The sequence below is a fragment of the Nocardia cyriacigeorgica genome (genome assembly GCF_029868385.1).
GTDB classification, from domain to species: Bacteria; Actinomycetota; Actinomycetes; order Mycobacteriales; family Mycobacteriaceae; genus Nocardia; species Nocardia cyriacigeorgica_F.
The window spans coordinates 41386-57058 of sequence record NZ_JARWNX010000062.1 but is presented as its reverse complement, the minus strand read 5'-3'; the positions used below and the strand labels follow the sequence as shown (position 1 = coordinate 57058).

Sequence of the window (15673 nt, the reverse complement as noted above, 5' to 3'; positions counted from 1 at the left end):
AGTGCTGCGGCGGCGCGCGGGTTTTGCGCCGGGTCGGCCTGGGTATACCCGTTCAGCTGCGTCGACGCGACTGCCGGTGGTGTCGGGCACCGTGGCGCGCCCGTGACGCTGTACGGTTGCTGCGGGAGGAGAACGAGCGCCCACCAGCGGTCGTTCACGATCTGAAAGGACTCCGATTCAATGTCGATCGGCGCCGACAGGAATTCCCGGGACACCGACGCGAAGGTGCATCGGGTTGCTGGCAGATCACCGGCGAAGCCGGGACTGGACCGACTCGTCTTCGGTGTGACGGCGATCGGATCCCTGGCGTTCGTGGCATGGGGCATCATCGACCGGACCAGCCTGGCCACCGCGGCCGGTAACGCGCAGTCATGGGTGATCAGCAATACCGGATGGTTGTTCGTGCTCATCGCGACCGTGTTCGTGGTGTATGTGATCTGGCTGGCGGCAAGCAGATACGGCAAGATCCCGCTCGGTGCCGACGGCGAGAAGCCGGAATTCCGCACCGTGTCCTGGATCGCGATGATGTTCAGTGCCGGTATGGGCATCGGATTGATGTTCTGGGGTGTGGCCGAACCGCTCTCGCATTTCGTGAATCCGCCGCCGGGAACCGCCGAGCCCGGCAGCCCCGCGGCGGCGGAGACCGCGATGGCGACCACCCTGTTCCACTGGACGCTGCACCCGTGGGCGATCTACGCGGTCGCGGGCCTCGCCATCGCCTACAGCACCTTCCGTAAAGGTCGCTCGCAGTTGATCTCCTCGGTTTTCCGGCCGATTCTCGGGCGCCGCGCCGACGGTATCGGTGGCCAGGCCATCAATATGATGGCGATCTTCGCGACGCTGTTCGGTTCGGCCGCCTCGCTCGGCCTCGGCGCGCTCCAGATCGGTGCGGGCATGGAGTTCAACGGCTGGATCGATACCATCGGCAAGGTCGGTCTGGTCGCCATCATCTGCGCGTTGACGGTCGCCTTCATCTTCTCCGCGATCTCCGGCATCGACCGTGGCATCCAGTGGCTGTCCAATATCAATATGGTGCTCGCGCTGGCGGTCGCTGCGTTCGTGTTCATCGCCGGTCCCACCCTGCTGATGCTGAACTTCCTGCCCGCCGCGCTCGGCGACTATCTGGCGACGCTGCCGACCATGGCCTCGCGGACCGGGGTCGCGGGCGGCGAAGCCATGGAGACCTGGCTGTCGACCTGGACCATCTTCTACTGGGCCTGGTGGATCTCCTGGACCCCGTTCGTGGGCATGTTCATCGCCCGGATCAGCCGCGGCCGCACCATCCGTCAGTTCGTCACCGGTGTACTGCTGGTGCCCAGTGTGGTGAGCCTGATCTGGTTCGTCATCTTCGGTGGCGCCGGTATCCGTCAGCAGAGCGAGACCGGCGATCTGACCGAAGCCGACGGTTCGGTGGACGAGAACTTCGCGCTGTTCCACCTGCTCGACCACTATCCGCTGGCCTCGTTCACCGCAGGTCTGGTCATGGTGCTGGTGGCGATCTTCTTCGTCTCCGGCGCCGACGCGGCATCGATCGTGATGGGCACGCTGTCGGAGAAGGGGAGTATCGAACCCTCGCGCGGCACGGTGATCTTCTGGGGTTCGGCCACCGGCGCCGTCGCGGCGATCATGCTCGTCATCGCCGATCCGGAGAATCTCGGCAGTGCCCTGACCGGCCTGCAAGCGCTGACCACCGTGGTCTCACTGCCGTTCATGGTGGTGATGGGATTCATGTGCGTATCGCTGTATCGCGATCTGCGCGCCGATCCGATCATTCAGCGCGAGGACCTGGGTGTGCAGTTGGTGGCCGGTGCGGTCCTCCAGGGCACCGAGCGCCACGACGGCGATTTCGAACTGGTCACCGAAGCCGTGGAGGAGACGCCGGAGGATTCCCCCGAGGACCGATCGGCGAGCTGACCGCGTACGCGACGGCCACGGCCCGGCGACCGCTCAGGCGGCGCCGGGCCGTGTCGCGTCGCGCCATGCGCGCTCGGTGAGCAACCGCATCCCGTTCAATCCGACGAGCACCGTCGAGCCCTCATGTCCCGCCACACCGAGCGGCAGCGGCAGCGTACCCACCAGATCCCAGGTGACCAGCACCGCGATGAAGGTCCCGGCGATGGTCAGGTTCGCCACCACGATGCGCCGCGCCCGCCGCGAGAGTGTGATCACGGCCGCGACGGCGCCGAGATCATCACCGACCACTACGGCGTCGGCGGTATCGACCGTCAGGTCGGATCCGGTGCGGCCCATCGCGATACCGGTGTGCGCCGCGGCGAGCGCGGGCGCGTCGTTGACGCCGTCGCCCACGACGGCCACCCGGCGGCCCGCATCGATGAGTCCCCGGACCGCCGCCACCTTGTCCTCGGGCAGCAGCCCGGCCCGGACGTCGGCGATGCCGAGCGAGCCCGCCAACTCGGCGGCGGCGCGCTCGTTGTCGCCGGTCAGCAGGAGGGGGGTCTGCCCGGTGAGCGCGCCGAGGTCGGCCACCGTCCGCGCCGCGGCCGGCCGCGTCCGGTCGGTCACCGCGAGCACCCCGGCGGGGGAGCCGTCGACGACGACCACGACCGCGGTCGCGCCGGTCGATTCCACCGCGTCGACGAGTTCGCGGGCGGGAGCCGCGGCCGCGGAATCGGCGAGCAGATATGCCGGGCTGCCCACTTCGACGCACCGGCCGTCGACGGTGGCGCGCACACCACGGCCAGGTCGTGAATCGAAGGCGGTGACCTCGCCGATCCGCAGTTCCCGCTGCCCCGCGGCCGCGACGATTGCCGCGCCGATGGGATGTTCGCTGTTGCGTTCGGCCGCCGCCGCCAGCGCCAGCGTCGGGCCGGATTCGAGTTCGGTGAGGGTATGGATCGCGGTGAGCTGTGGGGTGCCGTCGGTGAGTGTGCCGGTCTTGTCGAAGGCGACGATATCGACAGTGCCGAGTCGCTCCATCGCCACCGCCGATTTCACCAGCACCCCGTGCCTGCTCGCATTCGCCATCGCGGCCAGTAGCGGCGGCATGGTCGCGAGCACGATCGCGCACGGTGAGGCCACGATCATGAAGGTCATCGCACGCAGCAATGCCGGCTGTAGCTCCGAGCCCGCGGCCAGCGGTATGCACAGCACCGCGAGGGTGGCGACCACGACGCCGGTGGAGTACCACTGCTCGACGCGTTCGATGAACAGCTGGGTCGCGGCCTTGGATTCGGAGGCCTGTCGCACCATGGCCGCGATGCGGGCGATCACCGAATCGGCGGCGGCTCGTTGCACCCGGATCCGCAGGACGCCGGTGCCGTTGCTTGTGCCGGCGAAGACCTCGGTGCCCGGCTCGGCGGTAACCGGCAGCGGTTCACCGGTGATCGAGGCCTGATCGACTTCGCTGCGCCCCGATTCGACGATGCCGTCACCGCCGATCCGCTCACCCGGCCGCACCAGGATCAGCTGGCCGACCGCGAGTGTGCGAGCGTCGACGACCCGTTCGCGTCCGTCGTCGTCGACGACCGTGACGTGTTCGGGGGCGAGGTCGAGCAATCCGCGTACCGCTTCGGCGGTGCGATGGGTCAGCACCGCTTCCAAGGCGCCGGAGGTCGCGAAGATGACGATCAGCAGTCCGCCGTCGACCACCTGCCCGATCGCGGCGGCGCCGATCGCCGCGACGATCATCAGCAGATCCACGTCGAGACGCCGGTCCCGCAGCGCGCGCAGGCCTTCCAGCGCCGGTTCCCAGCCACCGGCCAGGTAGCACGCCAGGAACAGCGACCACCTCGTCCACTCCGGCGCCTGCGTCCACTGCGCCGCCGCACCGGCCACGAACAGTGCGGTGGCAGCGAGCGCCCACCGCACTTCGGGCAGCGCCCAAGCGGTGGTGCGGCCCGGTCGTGGCGGTGATTGTCCGGTCTCGCGGAGTTCGAGCGACGGGGAGGTGGTCATCCGGGAATGCTCCGTTCGAGATCGACGCAGGCGGCAGGAGTACAGGAATACATGTACATGTCTTCATGTAATCCCGCAAGGTACAGTGATCTCGTGGGACATGGAGTCGAGGGCAGAACCACACCGCCGGCGCAATTGGACGCCGATTCGGCGGCGACGGTGGCCGCGACTCTCCAGGCGCTGGCCACGCCGAGCCGGCTGCGCATCCTGACCAGGCTGCGTCATGGCCCGTGCTCGGTGGGGGATCTGGTCGAGGCCGTGGAGATGGAGCAGTCCGCGGTGTCACATCAGCTGCGTTTATTGCGCGCGATGGGGCTGGTCACCGGTGCGCGGCAGGGGAGAAGTGTGATCTATCGGCTCTACGACAGTCATGTGGCGATGTTGCTGGACGAAGCCGTCTATCACATCGAGCATCTCGGGCTCGGTATCGCCGACGACGAGACGGCGTAACGGCATTCGCCGGATCAGGCGATCGAACGCGGTGCGGCGAACTCCGCATCGATCCAGCGGTGGCGGCGGAGCCGCCGAGGCCCCGCCACCACCTCGCGGTCACTGCATGGCGAAACGCAGCAGGGCCTGCTTATCGCCCTGCTTGACCTTGCCCTTGCGGTTGAGCACTTCCAGCTGCCAGCTCGGACCCTGGCGGAATGCGCGGGCCACGGCATTGGCATTGTCGGCGCCGAGCAGCGAGGGCCAGATATCGGCCACCTGCTGGCTGTCGCCGCCGGTGGAGTCGTAGACCTTGAACGAGATGTTGTTCGCCTTCTCGAAGGAGGAGCCCTTCTTGAATGCGGCTGCGACGAACACGATCGAGTCGATACCGCCGGGCACATCACCGAAGGTGACGTGCACCGACTCGTCGTCGCCGGACGCGGCGCCGGTCTGCTCGTCGCCGGTGTGCAGCACCGAGCCGTTGCCCAGCGGGTCGAGGGAATCGAGTCCGGCGAACCGGACGGGCTCGGTGCCCTGCATGAGAATCGCGATCAGATCCAGGTCGACGCCGCGCTTGCGACGAGCCCAGCCGAGTGCGCCGCCGCTGGCGCCCGCGGACGGATCCCAGCTCACCCCGACACTCAGTTTGGTGATGCCGCTCAGATCCGCGGCACCGTCTTCTTTTTTGAGCGTGATCATGCTGTCAGCGTACCGACGAATTCGGCTCCGCATGCGGTGCAGCGGGTTCCGCGCGAACGGCCGCGGAACCCGCTGTGGCGGTGATCGTCAGCGCTTGCGGCCGACTCCGCCGATCATGACCCGCTCCTCGGGGTACGGCTCACGGGTCGGCGGGCCCATCGGCCACCACTGCTCGAGTTCGACCAGACCGGGCTCGATCATCTCGAGGTCGCCGAAGTAGGCGGCGATCTCTTCCTTGGTGCGGTACCACCCGGACCCTAGGCCCATCTCGGTGAACTGGCGTTGCAGGCGCACGGCCAGCTCGCCGAGTTCGGATCCGTCGTTCGGGTTCCAGAAGTGGGTGATCGCGACATAGGACCCGGACGGCAGCGCATCGATGTACTGCCGCATGATGCCGACCGGATCGAGATCGTCGTCCACGTGATGCAGGATGCCGCACAGGATCAAGCCCAGCGGGCGATCCATGTCCAGGTGTTTGGTCACCTCGTCGTCGGCGAGCAGGGTGTTCGGCTGGGTGAGGTCGGCGGGTACGAAATGGGTGTACTCGTTCTGCTCGAGCAGCACCCGTCCGTGCGCGTTGCACACCGGATCGTTGTCGACGTAGACGACGGTGGCCTGCGGATTCTGGCTCTGCGCGATCTCGTGGGTATTGCCGACAGTGGGCAAACCCGCTCCGATGTCGAGGAATTGGTCGATGCCGACCGTGCCCGCCAGGTACCGGGTGACGCGATGTAGCCAGCGTCGGTTCATCTTGGACACGTCGCGCTGCCGGGGCGCGGCTTGCAGGATCATGTCGAACGCCGCACGATCGACGTCGTAATTGTCTTTGCCGCCCAGGCTCACGTCGTAGACGCGCGCGATGCTCGCTCGGGTGGTGTCCACACCGACCGGGGCGCGGACGCCGGTCTTGGGCGCGGGTTGGGACATCGGGTACCTCTCTTTGCAGTGACTGTGATCCAGCTCACCAAGCGTAGGGCTCGGTGAGCGTTCCGGCAATGGGCTCGGGATTCATTCGGCCCACCAAGGATTCGCGTCCTGCGGTGGACCGTGGTGCGGCCGCGGCCGAGCGTGTGCCCAGCGGATCAGGCCGAGGCGACGCGATCGAGCCTGCGGCCGGGCAGCCAGCCGCCACCCACATGGGTGACCCGCCACCAGTCGACGTGCACGATCAGCGCCTCGACCGGGGTGGCGAAGAACGGCTCGATCATCGGCTCCTTCTGCACCAGTGCCTGGAAGGTCTCGTCCCGATCGTCGGCGCCGCGCACCTCGATGGTCCCGAGGCCCTGAGCGAACGGATCGATGAACCCGCCGCTGACCACCTTGATGCCCACATTCGGGTTGGCGCGCAATGCCTCCAGCGTGCGTCCACCGGATTCGAGGATGAGCGTGAGCCGGAACGGGTCGTCGTCCAGATGGGCGAAGAACGCGCTCGAGCACCAGTTGACGCCATCCTTGGATGTCGCGAGATCGATACTGGTGGATGTCAGGATGCCGGAGAGCTTCTCCCGGACGTCCTGGTCGGTGATCGATGCGTTGGCGGTGGTGGTGTCGGCGTCCGCTGACATTGCGGCCTCCTGTGTCATGGTGTTGCGGAACGAACGTTGAACGGAAACAAGGTCGAACAGAACTACAGACTTACCGTTTGCGGCCGACGCCGCCGATGATCAGATGTTCGTCGGGAACGCGTTCGCGTTCGTCGGGACCCCACGGCCACCAGTCGTCGAGCGGGACGAGTCCGGGCTCGAGCAGTTCCAATCCGTCGAAGAACGGCAGCAGTTCCTCGCGGGTGCGCCAGCGACCCGTGCCGAGACCTTCGTCGTGCAGGGCGCGTTCGGCGCGGCGCGCCAGCTGGTGCAGTTCGTCGTTCTCGGCGCCGGGATCGAAGAAGTGGCTGATCATGACATAGGAGCCGGGCGCGAGGCGGCGCACGTACTCGCCCATGATGGCCGCCGGATCGCGGTCGTCGTCGACGTGATGCAGCGTGCCGCACTGCATCATCAGGATCGGTTTGCTCAGATCGAGGTACTGGTTCACCGCGGGATGGCCGAGGACCTCGGCGGGTTCGGTGAGATCGAGATCGAGGAAGTGGGTGTATTCGTTGGCCTCGAGCAGTTCCTTGCCGCGGCGCACGCAGACCGGGTCGTTGTCGACGTAGACGACCATCACTTCGGCGCCGAGTTCCTGGGCGATCTGATGGGTGTTCTTCTGCGTCGGTAGACCGCTGCCGAGGTCGAGGATCTGTGTGATGCCCGCCTGACTGGTCAGATAGCGCACCACGCGTTCGAGCCAGCGGCGGTTCGCCGCGCCGACCGCGTTCTGGTTCGGCACTACGGTGAGTAGGTGTTCGTAGACTTTGCGATCGATCTCGAACCAGTCCGTACCGCCCAGTCCGTAGTCGTAGACGCGGGCGATGCTCGGCGTGTCCGGATCGACACGCGTACCGAGTTCATCGTCGTCCAATGGCATCATGGGGCTCCTCTCCCGTCGGCACCCACGTGTGTGTGACTGTACGCATCGGCGGTGTGTCGCGCGCGGTATCGAGAGGAAGTTATGCCGTTGTCCCGCTGCGAAATCCACGCGAATCGGTCATCATCGCGATGTTCGGTCCGGTTCGCCGACTTCGGTGCGTAATTCATCGACCGACCAGTCTGTGTCGGTGGGGCGCGTCCGCACCGCACCGGCGCGCGCGACGATGATCGCCGACGGGTAACGGGCTCCGGTGGTTTCGTCGTAGGAGCGAGTAGGATCTGCAACCGACGCGGTGGAGCCGGTGGGTGTGACCGGGCAGATCGCGGTCTATCCACTATCGGCCAGAGGCGGTCCATGACCAACGACCAGGACAACAGCGACAACGTGGAACTGCTTGTGGCAGAACGTGGTCCGACGGTGATTCGGATCGCGCTCGGCAGCAGATTGCGCCGCCTGCGGGAAAGTTGCGGTGTCAGCAGGGAAGCGGCCGGTGACGCGATTCGCGGTTCGCATGCCAAGATCAGCAGGCTCGAATTGGGGCGCACCGGTTTCAAGGAACGCGATATCCGGGATTTGCTCACCCTCTACGGTGTCGTCGACGACGATAAGCGTGAGCCCTATCTGGACATGGCCCGCAAGGCCAACGACCCCGGCTGGTGGCAGAGCTACAGCGATCTGCTGCCCGCCTGGTTCGAAACCTATGTCGGACTGGAACAGGCCGCCACCACCATCCGTACCTACGAGGCGCAGTTCGTTCCCGGGCTGTTGCAGACCGCCGACTACGCGCGTTCGGTCATCATGCTCGGCAACGACGACGAGACCGAGCGCCGGGTGGCGGTGCGCATGCGCAGACAGAAGATCCTCACCCGTCGGGCCGCGCCCACGCTCTGGGCCGTCATCGACGAGAACGCGCTGCGCAGGCCGGTCGGCGGAGTCAAGGTGCTGCGGGAGCAGATCAAATATCTGATCGACAGATCCGAACTGCCCAATGTGCGCATCCAGGTGCTGCCCTACTCGGCCGGTGGTCACTCCGCGGCGGGCGGTCCGTTCAGCATTCTGCGTTTCCCGGAACCCGAACTGCCCGATATCGTCTACACCGAGCAGCTGACCAGCTCGCTGTACATGGAGAAGCGTCACGATGTCGAGCTGTACATGTCGGTGATGAACCAGCTCAGTGTGCAGGCGCTGTCACCGGCCGAGAGCCTGCAATTCCTGTCGGCGATCCTCGCCGAATACGCCGCGGGCGAATAGCCGCGCTCGAATGTGTGCGCCCGGAGCGCGATTCGGGTGTCAGCGGTGGGCTCGGGGCTACTGCGGTGCGGTAGCCGATTCGGCGCCCGCCTCGCCGCGTAGGCGCACGTCGAGTCCGTCCAGGACCGAGATCAGGCCGAAGTCGAAGGCCAATGCGCGGGCCGTGGCAGGGTCGGCGGGCACGGTGGTGCGGTAGTCGGCGATCAGGTCGGGATAATCGGCGCCGAGGTTTTCGAGCACGGGCAGCACGCTCGAGGTGTCGATGTCATCGTCGCCGTAGGTGTTCTTCCAGGCGATGGCGGGCAATATCTGGCCGAGGACGAAGGAGAACAGGGTGCCGGTGGCGAGATAGACGTCGTTACCATGGAATCCGGCGCCGACGAACGTGCGGCGCAGCCGATCGCTCAACCCCAGCGAATTGGGCCCGATGCTCGGCAGATTCCCCATCAGACCGGCCGCCCACGGGTGGGTCAGCATCGTGTCCCGCAAGTTGTAGGCGAATGCGGTCGCCACCTCCCGCCAGGACATCTGCTCCGGTTCCGGCACCTGAACCATGCCCCAGAACTCGTCGAGCACCAGCTCGAGCAGCTCATCCTTGTTCGCCACATACCAGTAGAGACTGGTCGCGCCCGCGTCCAGCCGAGCGCCGAGCTTGCGCATGCTGAGCGCGGACATGCCCTCGGCATCGAGAATCTCGACCGCGGCCGCCACGATCTGTTCGCGGCGCAGCCCCGAGGTCCTCGGTTGGCGTGGTTCCCGACTCCATACGGTGCTGAACTGCTTGGTCACCCGGCCATTCTATATTCACTCGCACAGTGTTCGAGTTTGTCGTACGCTGTGCGAGTGGAATCGAACGTTGTACGAGACCCCCGACGCTGGTGGATTCTCGGAGTCCTGTGTCTGTCCCTGCTGGTGCTGATGATCGACGGCACGGTGCTCAATCTCGCGATCCCGTCGCTGATCCGGGAGTTGGGAGCCACCCCGTCGGATGTGCAGTGGATCCTGGACGCCTATGTCCTGGTGTTCGCCGGTCTGCTGCTGACCGCCGGTAGCCTGTCCGATCGTTTCGGGCGGCGCCGGATGCTGATCCTCGGACTCGCCGTCTTCGGCGTGGCCTCACTGGCGGCCGTGCTCGCCACCGAACCATGGCAGGTGATCCTCGCGCGCGCCGCGATGGGTATCGGCGGATCGCTGCTCATGCCCTCGACACTGTCGATCCTGATGACCACCTTCGCCGAGGACGAACGCCGGATGGCGATGGCGGCGTGGGCCACGGTGTCGATGGTCGGTATCGTCATCGGCCCGACGCTGGGTGGTTTCCTGCTCGAGCACTACTGGTGGGGTTCGGTGTTCCTGCTCAACATTCCGGTCGCCGTCCTGGCGATCGTGGCTGCGCTGGTGCTGATGCCGGAATCGACGGGGGAGCAGCGGCCGGTCGATGCGGTCGGCGTCGTGCTGTCGATCCTGGCGCTGGTGTCGGCGGTGTATGTGATCATCGAGCGCGAATGGAACATCCCGGTCATCGGCCTTGCGCTCGTGTCGGCGGTCGCGTTCGTGGTGTGGGAGAGTCGGTCCGAGCATCCGATGCTGCCGCTGGCGGTGTTCCGCAATCGCGATTTCACCGGCACCTGTCTGACGTTGCTGCTGATGGTGTTCGGTATGGGCGCGATCATGTTCATGCTCACCCAATACCTGCAATTCGTGCTCGGTTATGGGCCGATGAAGGCGGGATTGGCGCTGCTGCCGTACGCGGTGGCCGCCGCGGTCTGCAACGGACTCGGTGCGACCTTGGGCAAGAAGGTCAGCAACAAGACGCTGATCGTGAGCGGTCTGCTGGTGATGGGTGCGGCGTTCGTCGTGCTCGCGGTCGGCACCGGCTATCCGGCGGTGCTGCTGAGCATGTTGATCATGGGTGTGGGTGGCGGTCTGGCGGGACCGTCGGCGTATGCGGCCATCATGAGCGCGATTCCGCTCGAGCACGCGGGTGTGGGGTCGGCGATGAACGATACGTTGCAGCAGGTCGGGATGGCGGTGAGCATCGCCGTGCTCGGCAGTGTGCTGGCCGGGGTGTTCACCGGGAACATGCCCGCGGACGCACCCGACGCGGCGCGTGAATCCATCGGTGCGGCCTTCGAACTGGGCTACACCGAACCGGCGAAGGTCGCCTTCACCGAGGCCATGTCGACCGGTGCCTGGATCAGTGCGGGCTTCAGTATCGCGGCCGCGCTGCTCGGTCTGGTGCTGCTGCGGACCCGGCCGCCGCAAGCGGTGGCGCCGGAGCCGGTCGCGGTCGAGAGCTGAACGTCGCGGGCGCGGGAATCGGCGATCGGTTCCCGCGCCCGCCGGCCCGACGGATGCCGACAGGACCTCCGTCGAGGGTGCAATCCCGGTCGAACACCGAGTGCTGGTACCGCTACCGAGTGTGGAAGGTCGGGCAGGTACGACCATCACCCTGAACAGTGTCGGCCAGGCGACATCCCCCGGAAAACGCTAGGAATCGGCCCAATCGAACAGTGCCGCACCGGAATCGACCTCGGTCCCGATCGTGGGCGCGGACACCGAATCCCGTGCCGAATCCATCACCACGATCGGGCAGACGGCCGAGTATCCGGTGCCGTCGATCTCGGCCGGATCGAACCGCACGATCGGCGTACCGGCCTCGACCGCATCGCCCTCGGCGGCCAGCAGCGTGAATCCCTGTCCGGCCAGCTTCACCGTATCGATACCCAGGTGTACGAGTATCCCGGTCCCGGAGTCGCCGACGAGGACGAAGGCGTGCGGATGCAGTTTCACGATCCTGCCCGCGATCGGCGCGATCACCTCGATCGGGCCGCGGTCGCGGAACGGGTCGATCGCCACCCCGGAGCCGACGAGCTGACCGGCGAACACCGGATCGGGCACATCGGCGAGGGCGAGGACGCGTCCGGGCAGCGGTGCGAGTACCGCGAGCCTCACAGCAGGTCGGCGATATCGTCGGCGAGGGTATCGGCCTGTGGGCCGACCACGACCTGAACGACCGAACCGGACCTGACCACGCCATGCGCCCCCGCGGCTTTGAGCGCGGCCTCATCCACCAGCCCACCGTCCTTGACCTCGGTGCGTAGCCGGGTGATGCAGGCTTCGATCTCGACGATATTGCCTGCGCCGCCGAGGCCGCTGACGATCGCGTCCGCTGTGGACATGGGTTCTCCCTCGTCGTATGCCGTGCCCGATGATGGGCCGGTCGGTGTTACCTGGATCATATTCGGCGATGGACATTTGTTCCTTGCTGTTCGGCGGCATACGAAGAGGGTCGATATGACGGTGGTGGACAGCCCGAAGAAGGAATCGGCGACCTTCGCCGGTCTGCAACGCCTCGGCCGCAGCCTGATGCTGCCGATCGCGGTATTGCCCGCGGCGGGCATCCTGTTGCGGCTCGGCCAAGACGATCTGCTCGGCCGGTTCTCGGCATTGTCGAGCGCGGCGAGCGTCATCTCGGCCGCCGGTCAGGCCGTGTTCACCTGGCTGCCACTGATCTTCGCGGTGGGTATCGCCATCGGCTGGGCGAAGAAGTCCGACGGATCGACCGCGCTGGCCGCCGTCGTCGGCTACCTGGTGGTCGACGGCGTCTTCGAGGCGATGTCGCCGATCGTGCTCGACGGCGACACCGACCCGGAGGGCGCACAGGCGATGATCGACTACGGCGTCCTCGCCGGGATCGTGATGGGTCTGCTCTCGGCGCTGCTGTGGCAACGGTTCTACCGCACCAAGCTGCCCGACTATCTCGGCTTCTTCAACGGCAGGCGGCTGGTGCCGATTCTCACCGCCGTCACCGGACTCGTGATCGGCGTGCTGATGGCGTTCGTGTACCCGCTGTTCGACGCCGGGCTCACCTGGGTCGGCGAGACCGTCGCCGATCACTCGGTGCTCGGCGGCGGGATCTACGGCACCGCGAACCGGTTGCTCATCCCCACCGGGCTGCACCACATCCTCAACACCACATTGTGGTTCCTGATCGGCGACTACCAGAACGCGCAGGGCCAGATCGTGCGCGGCGACCTCAACCGCTTCTTCGCCGGTGATCCGACCGCCGGCACCTTCATGACCGGATTCTTCCCGATCATGATGTTCGCGCTGCCCGCGGCCGCACTGGCGATCTGGCGCCATGCGCGGCCGTCGCAGAAGAAGCTCGTGGGCGGCATCATGCTGTCCACCGGGCTGACGGCATTCGTCACCGGCATCACCGAACCGCTGGAGTTCTCCTTCATGTTCGTGGCGTGGCCGCTGTATGTGGTGCACGCGATTCTCACCGGAACCTCCCATGCGCTGGTGAACGCGCTCGGCATTCATGACGGATTCACCTTCTCGGCCGGATTCATCGACTACGCACTGAATTTCGGTAAGGCCACCGATGCCTGGTTGTTGATTCCGATCGGTCTCGGGTACGCGGTGATCTACTACCTGCTGTTCAGCGTCGTGATCAAGAAGTGGAATCTGCGCACTCCAGGTCGCGAGGTCGAGACCGACGCCGAAGCTCTCGACACCGACGCGGAATCGGCCACGCGCGCCGCAGCGGCCGACAGCCGCACCGACGCGCCGCTGCTGGCGCAGGTCGACACCGAGGCAGTGCGGAAGCGGGAAGATCGGTGACCATGACAGACGCACCTCCGTGGCCGAGTCGGACAGACGCGCCGCTGTGGCCGAGTCGCCCTGCCGGGCCTCGGCTCGTTCAGTCGCGGGAGACAGCGGTATGGGTGATTCACCGGTGCTGCTGAGAGGTCGGGTCGTCGGTGCGTCGAAGGATCCCGCTGAAGCACTGTCCACCCGGCGGGCGCAGGCGTTGTCGCAGCCCGTGGCCGGTGCGGTACGCGGCGAAATCCCCGACGGCGTGGTCGAACTCGACGGTGACCGCATCTGCTGGGTCGGCCCGGTCGCGGACTACCGCGGGACCGCACCGCTACCACCGCGCGACGATTCGCTCCTGCTACCCGGCCTGATCGACCTGCACTGCCACGGCGGCGGCGGAGACGGATTCCCCGACGCCGACACCGCCGGGGCCCGGCGTGCGGCGGCGCATCATCGCGCGCACGGCACCACCGGTCTGCTCGGCAGCCTGGTATCGGCTCCGCCCGCCGATCTGCTGCGCCAGGCGGGCGTGCTGGCCGAGCTGGTGGAGCGCGGTGAACTGCTCGGCATCCACCTCGAGGGCCCGTTCCTGAATCGGGCGCGCTGCGGCGCACAGGATCCCGCCGCGATCATCTCCGGCGACCCGGAGCTGTTCGAGGGGATCTGCCTGGCCGCCCGCGGCGCCGTCCGCTCGATGACGGTGGCGCCGGAAACCGCGAACTTCACCGAACTGCTGGCCGCGATGCGTGCGCACGGTGTGCTGCCGAGTCTCGGTCACACCGATGCCGACGCGGCGACCACCTCCGCCCGCATCGCCGAGGCCGTCGGTGCACCGCTGACCGCGACACATCTGTTCAACGGCATGCCGCCGCTGCATCATCGCGCACCGGGCCCGGTCGCGGCGTGCCTGGCCGCCGCGGGCCGCGGTGAGCTGGTGGTCGAATTGATCGCCGACGGTGTGCATCTCGCGCCGGAGACGGTCGCCATGGTCTTCGACACCGTCGGTCCCGCGCAGATCGCGCTGGTCAGCGATGCGATGGCCGCCGCGGGCATGAGCGACGGCGACTACCGGCTCGGCCCGCTGGCGGTGCGGGTGGCCGGGGGAGTGGCGCGAGTGGTGACCGCCGAGGGATCGGGTGCGATCGCCGGTGGCACCGCCCGCCTGATCGATGTAGTGCGCCACACCGTCCTCGACGCCGGTGTGCCACTGTCGGACGCGGTGGCCGCGGCCACCAGCACCCCCGCCGCGGTGCTCGGGCTCGGCGCCGAACGCGGCACGCTCGCGCCCGGCTACCGCGCCGATGTCGTCGTCACCGATCCTGCCCTGTACGTGCGCCGCGTGTTCTCCGGCGGCGTGCCCGTCGAGACGGAAGGAACCGCATGGAAATCGTGATCCGGTCCGATGAACGGGAGATCGCCAACACCGTCGCCGATATCGTCGAGGACTATGTGCGTCGGGGCTCCGCGACGCTCGGCCTCGCCACCGGATCATCCCCGCTGGGCAGCTATCGGGAGCTGGCCCGCCGCCACCGTGAGCACGACCTGGACTTCTCCGCCTGCCAGGCATTCCTGCTCGACGAATACGTCGGCTTGCCGACCAGCCATCCGCAGTCCTATTCCTCGGTGATCAGGTCCGAATTCGTCGACCATGTCGACCTGGATTCCGCGCGGGTGTTCGGCCCGGATGGCGAGGCGGCCGATATCGCGGCCGAAGCCGAGCGCTATGACGCCGCGATTGCCGCCGCCGGTGGTATCGATGTGCAGTTGCTCGGCATCGGCACCGACGGGCATATCGGCTTCAACGAACCCGCGTCCGCGCTCACCTCACGGACCAGGGTGAAGACGCTGACCGAACAGACCCGCACCGATAACGCGCGCTTCTTCGACAGTCCCGATTCGGTCCCGCGCCATGTACTGACCCAGGGCCTCGGCACCATCGGCGAGGCCAGGCACCTGGTGTTGATCGCCTTCGGTGCCCACAAAGCCGAGGCCATCGCGGCCGCGGTCGAGGGCCCGCTGTCCGCCTTCTGCCCGGCCTCGATCATCCAGCTGCACCGCCACACCACGGTGGTGATCGATGAGGCCGCGGCGAGCAGGCTGCGGCTGGCCGACTACTACCGGTACGCACTCGAACACAAGCCGAGGTGGCAGACCTTCTGACCTTGCGTAGCCATCGGAGGAGGGCCCGGAAGTGGCGCGGGCGGCGCGGGCGCGGCACACTCGACGCCGTGAAACGCATGTCATTCGGAGGGATCGGCGGCGATCGAGGTGGTCGGCGGTGAATGCGCTCGCGCGTGGTGAG

The 15673-nt window shown here is 67.0% G+C and carries 15 protein-coding genes; 7 read left to right on the top strand and 8 right to left on the bottom strand.

The annotated features are described in order from the left end of the window. The first annotated feature begins 180 nt into the window (after nucleotides 1–180). Nucleotides 181–1914 (top strand): BCCT family transporter, encoded by a 1734-nt coding sequence (locus QH168_RS23120; RefSeq protein WP_280236879.1) that lies wholly within the window; start codon nucleotides 181–183, stop codon nucleotides 1912–1914. 33 nt (nucleotides 1915–1947) lie between these two features. On the opposite strand, the gene QH168_RS23115 is transcribed toward QH168_RS23120, so the two are convergent. Then, nucleotides 1948–3915, bottom strand: a complete 1968-nt coding sequence (locus QH168_RS23115) for a heavy metal translocating P-type ATPase (protein ID WP_280236878.1) — start codon at nucleotides 3913–3915, stop codon at nucleotides 1948–1950. Nucleotides 3916–4008: 93 nt separating this feature from the next. On the opposite strand from QH168_RS23115, the gene QH168_RS23110 reads away from it, so the two are divergent. Further along, nucleotides 4009–4365, top strand: a complete 357-nt coding sequence (locus tag QH168_RS23110) for an ArsR/SmtB family transcription factor (RefSeq protein WP_130916775.1) — start codon at nucleotides 4009–4011, stop codon at nucleotides 4363–4365. Between the two features lie 99 nt (nucleotides 4366–4464). Here QH168_RS23110 and QH168_RS23105 read toward each other — a convergent pair whose 3' ends face one another. The 4 genes from QH168_RS23105 to QH168_RS23090 form a co-directional block, all read right to left on the bottom strand. Further along, nucleotides 4465–5046 (bottom strand): TerD family protein, encoded by a 582-nt coding sequence (locus QH168_RS23105; protein ID WP_280236877.1) that lies wholly within the window; start codon nucleotides 5044–5046, stop codon nucleotides 4465–4467. A gap of 87 nt (nucleotides 5047–5133) precedes the next feature. Continuing rightward, nucleotides 5134–5973, bottom strand: a complete 840-nt coding sequence (locus tag QH168_RS23100; protein ID WP_280236876.1) for an SAM-dependent methyltransferase — start codon at nucleotides 5971–5973, stop codon at nucleotides 5134–5136. A 155-nt stretch (nucleotides 5974–6128) separates the two neighbouring features. Then, nucleotides 6129–6611, bottom strand: a complete 483-nt coding sequence (locus QH168_RS23095) for a hypothetical protein (protein ID WP_280236875.1) — start codon at nucleotides 6609–6611, stop codon at nucleotides 6129–6131. A 70-nt stretch (nucleotides 6612–6681) separates the two neighbouring features. Beyond that, on the bottom strand, nucleotides 6682–7515 hold the full coding sequence (locus QH168_RS23090; RefSeq protein WP_280236874.1) for an SAM-dependent methyltransferase: 834 nt from the start codon (nucleotides 7513–7515) through the stop codon (nucleotides 6682–6684). A gap of 354 nt (nucleotides 7516–7869) precedes the next feature. Between QH168_RS23090 and QH168_RS23085 the strand changes: the two genes are divergently transcribed. After that, a complete protein-coding gene (locus QH168_RS23085; protein ID WP_280236873.1) occupies nucleotides 7870–8766 on the top strand; it encodes a helix-turn-helix domain-containing protein in 897 nt (298 codons plus the stop codon). 57 nt (nucleotides 8767–8823) lie between these two features. Here QH168_RS23085 and QH168_RS23080 read toward each other — a convergent pair whose 3' ends face one another. Beyond that, nucleotides 8824–9555, bottom strand: a complete 732-nt coding sequence (locus QH168_RS23080; RefSeq protein ID WP_280236872.1) for a TetR/AcrR family transcriptional regulator — start codon at nucleotides 9553–9555, stop codon at nucleotides 8824–8826. Between the two features lie 54 nt (nucleotides 9556–9609). On the opposite strand from QH168_RS23080, the gene QH168_RS23075 reads away from it, so the two are divergent. Next, nucleotides 9610–11067: an MFS transporter gene (locus QH168_RS23075; RefSeq protein WP_280236871.1), complete on the top strand. Its 1458-nt coding sequence runs from the start codon at nucleotides 9610–9612 to the stop codon at nucleotides 11065–11067. Between the two features lie 189 nt (nucleotides 11068–11256). Here QH168_RS23075 and QH168_RS23070 read toward each other — a convergent pair whose 3' ends face one another. Together QH168_RS23070 and QH168_RS23065 are read right to left on the bottom strand one after the other, a co-directional pair. Beyond that, nucleotides 11257–11721, bottom strand: a complete 465-nt coding sequence (locus tag QH168_RS23070; protein ID WP_280236870.1) for a PTS sugar transporter subunit IIA — start codon at nucleotides 11719–11721, stop codon at nucleotides 11257–11259. Continuing rightward, nucleotides 11718–12008: a glucose PTS transporter subunit EIIB gene (locus tag QH168_RS23065; RefSeq protein ID WP_280236869.1), complete on the bottom strand. Its 291-nt coding sequence runs from the start codon at nucleotides 12006–12008 to the stop codon at nucleotides 11718–11720. Before QH168_RS23065 ends, QH168_RS23070 begins: the two co-directional genes overlap by 4 nt. A 55-nt stretch (nucleotides 12009–12063) precedes the next feature. Between QH168_RS23065 and QH168_RS23060 the strand changes: the two genes are divergently transcribed. The 3 genes from QH168_RS23060 to nagB all read left to right on the top strand — a co-directional run bounded on the left by QH168_RS23060 (nucleotide 12064) and on the right by nagB (nucleotide 15531). Beyond that, the gene (locus QH168_RS23060; RefSeq protein WP_280236868.1) at nucleotides 12064–13395 is read left to right on the top strand and encodes a PTS transporter subunit EIIC; all 1332 of its coding nucleotides are present in this window, start codon (nucleotides 12064–12066) and stop codon (nucleotides 13393–13395) included. A 100-nt stretch (nucleotides 13396–13495) separates the two neighbouring features. Beyond that, nucleotides 13496–14764 (top strand): N-acetylglucosamine-6-phosphate deacetylase, encoded by a 1269-nt coding sequence (locus QH168_RS23055; RefSeq protein WP_280236867.1) that lies wholly within the window; start codon nucleotides 13496–13498, stop codon nucleotides 14762–14764. Beyond that, a complete protein-coding gene (gene nagB / locus QH168_RS23050) occupies nucleotides 14752–15531 on the top strand; it encodes a glucosamine-6-phosphate deaminase (RefSeq protein ID WP_280236866.1) in 780 nt (259 codons plus the stop codon). The genes QH168_RS23055 and nagB overlap by 13 nt, the downstream gene beginning before the upstream one ends. Nucleotides 15532–15673: the final 142 nt, after the last annotated feature.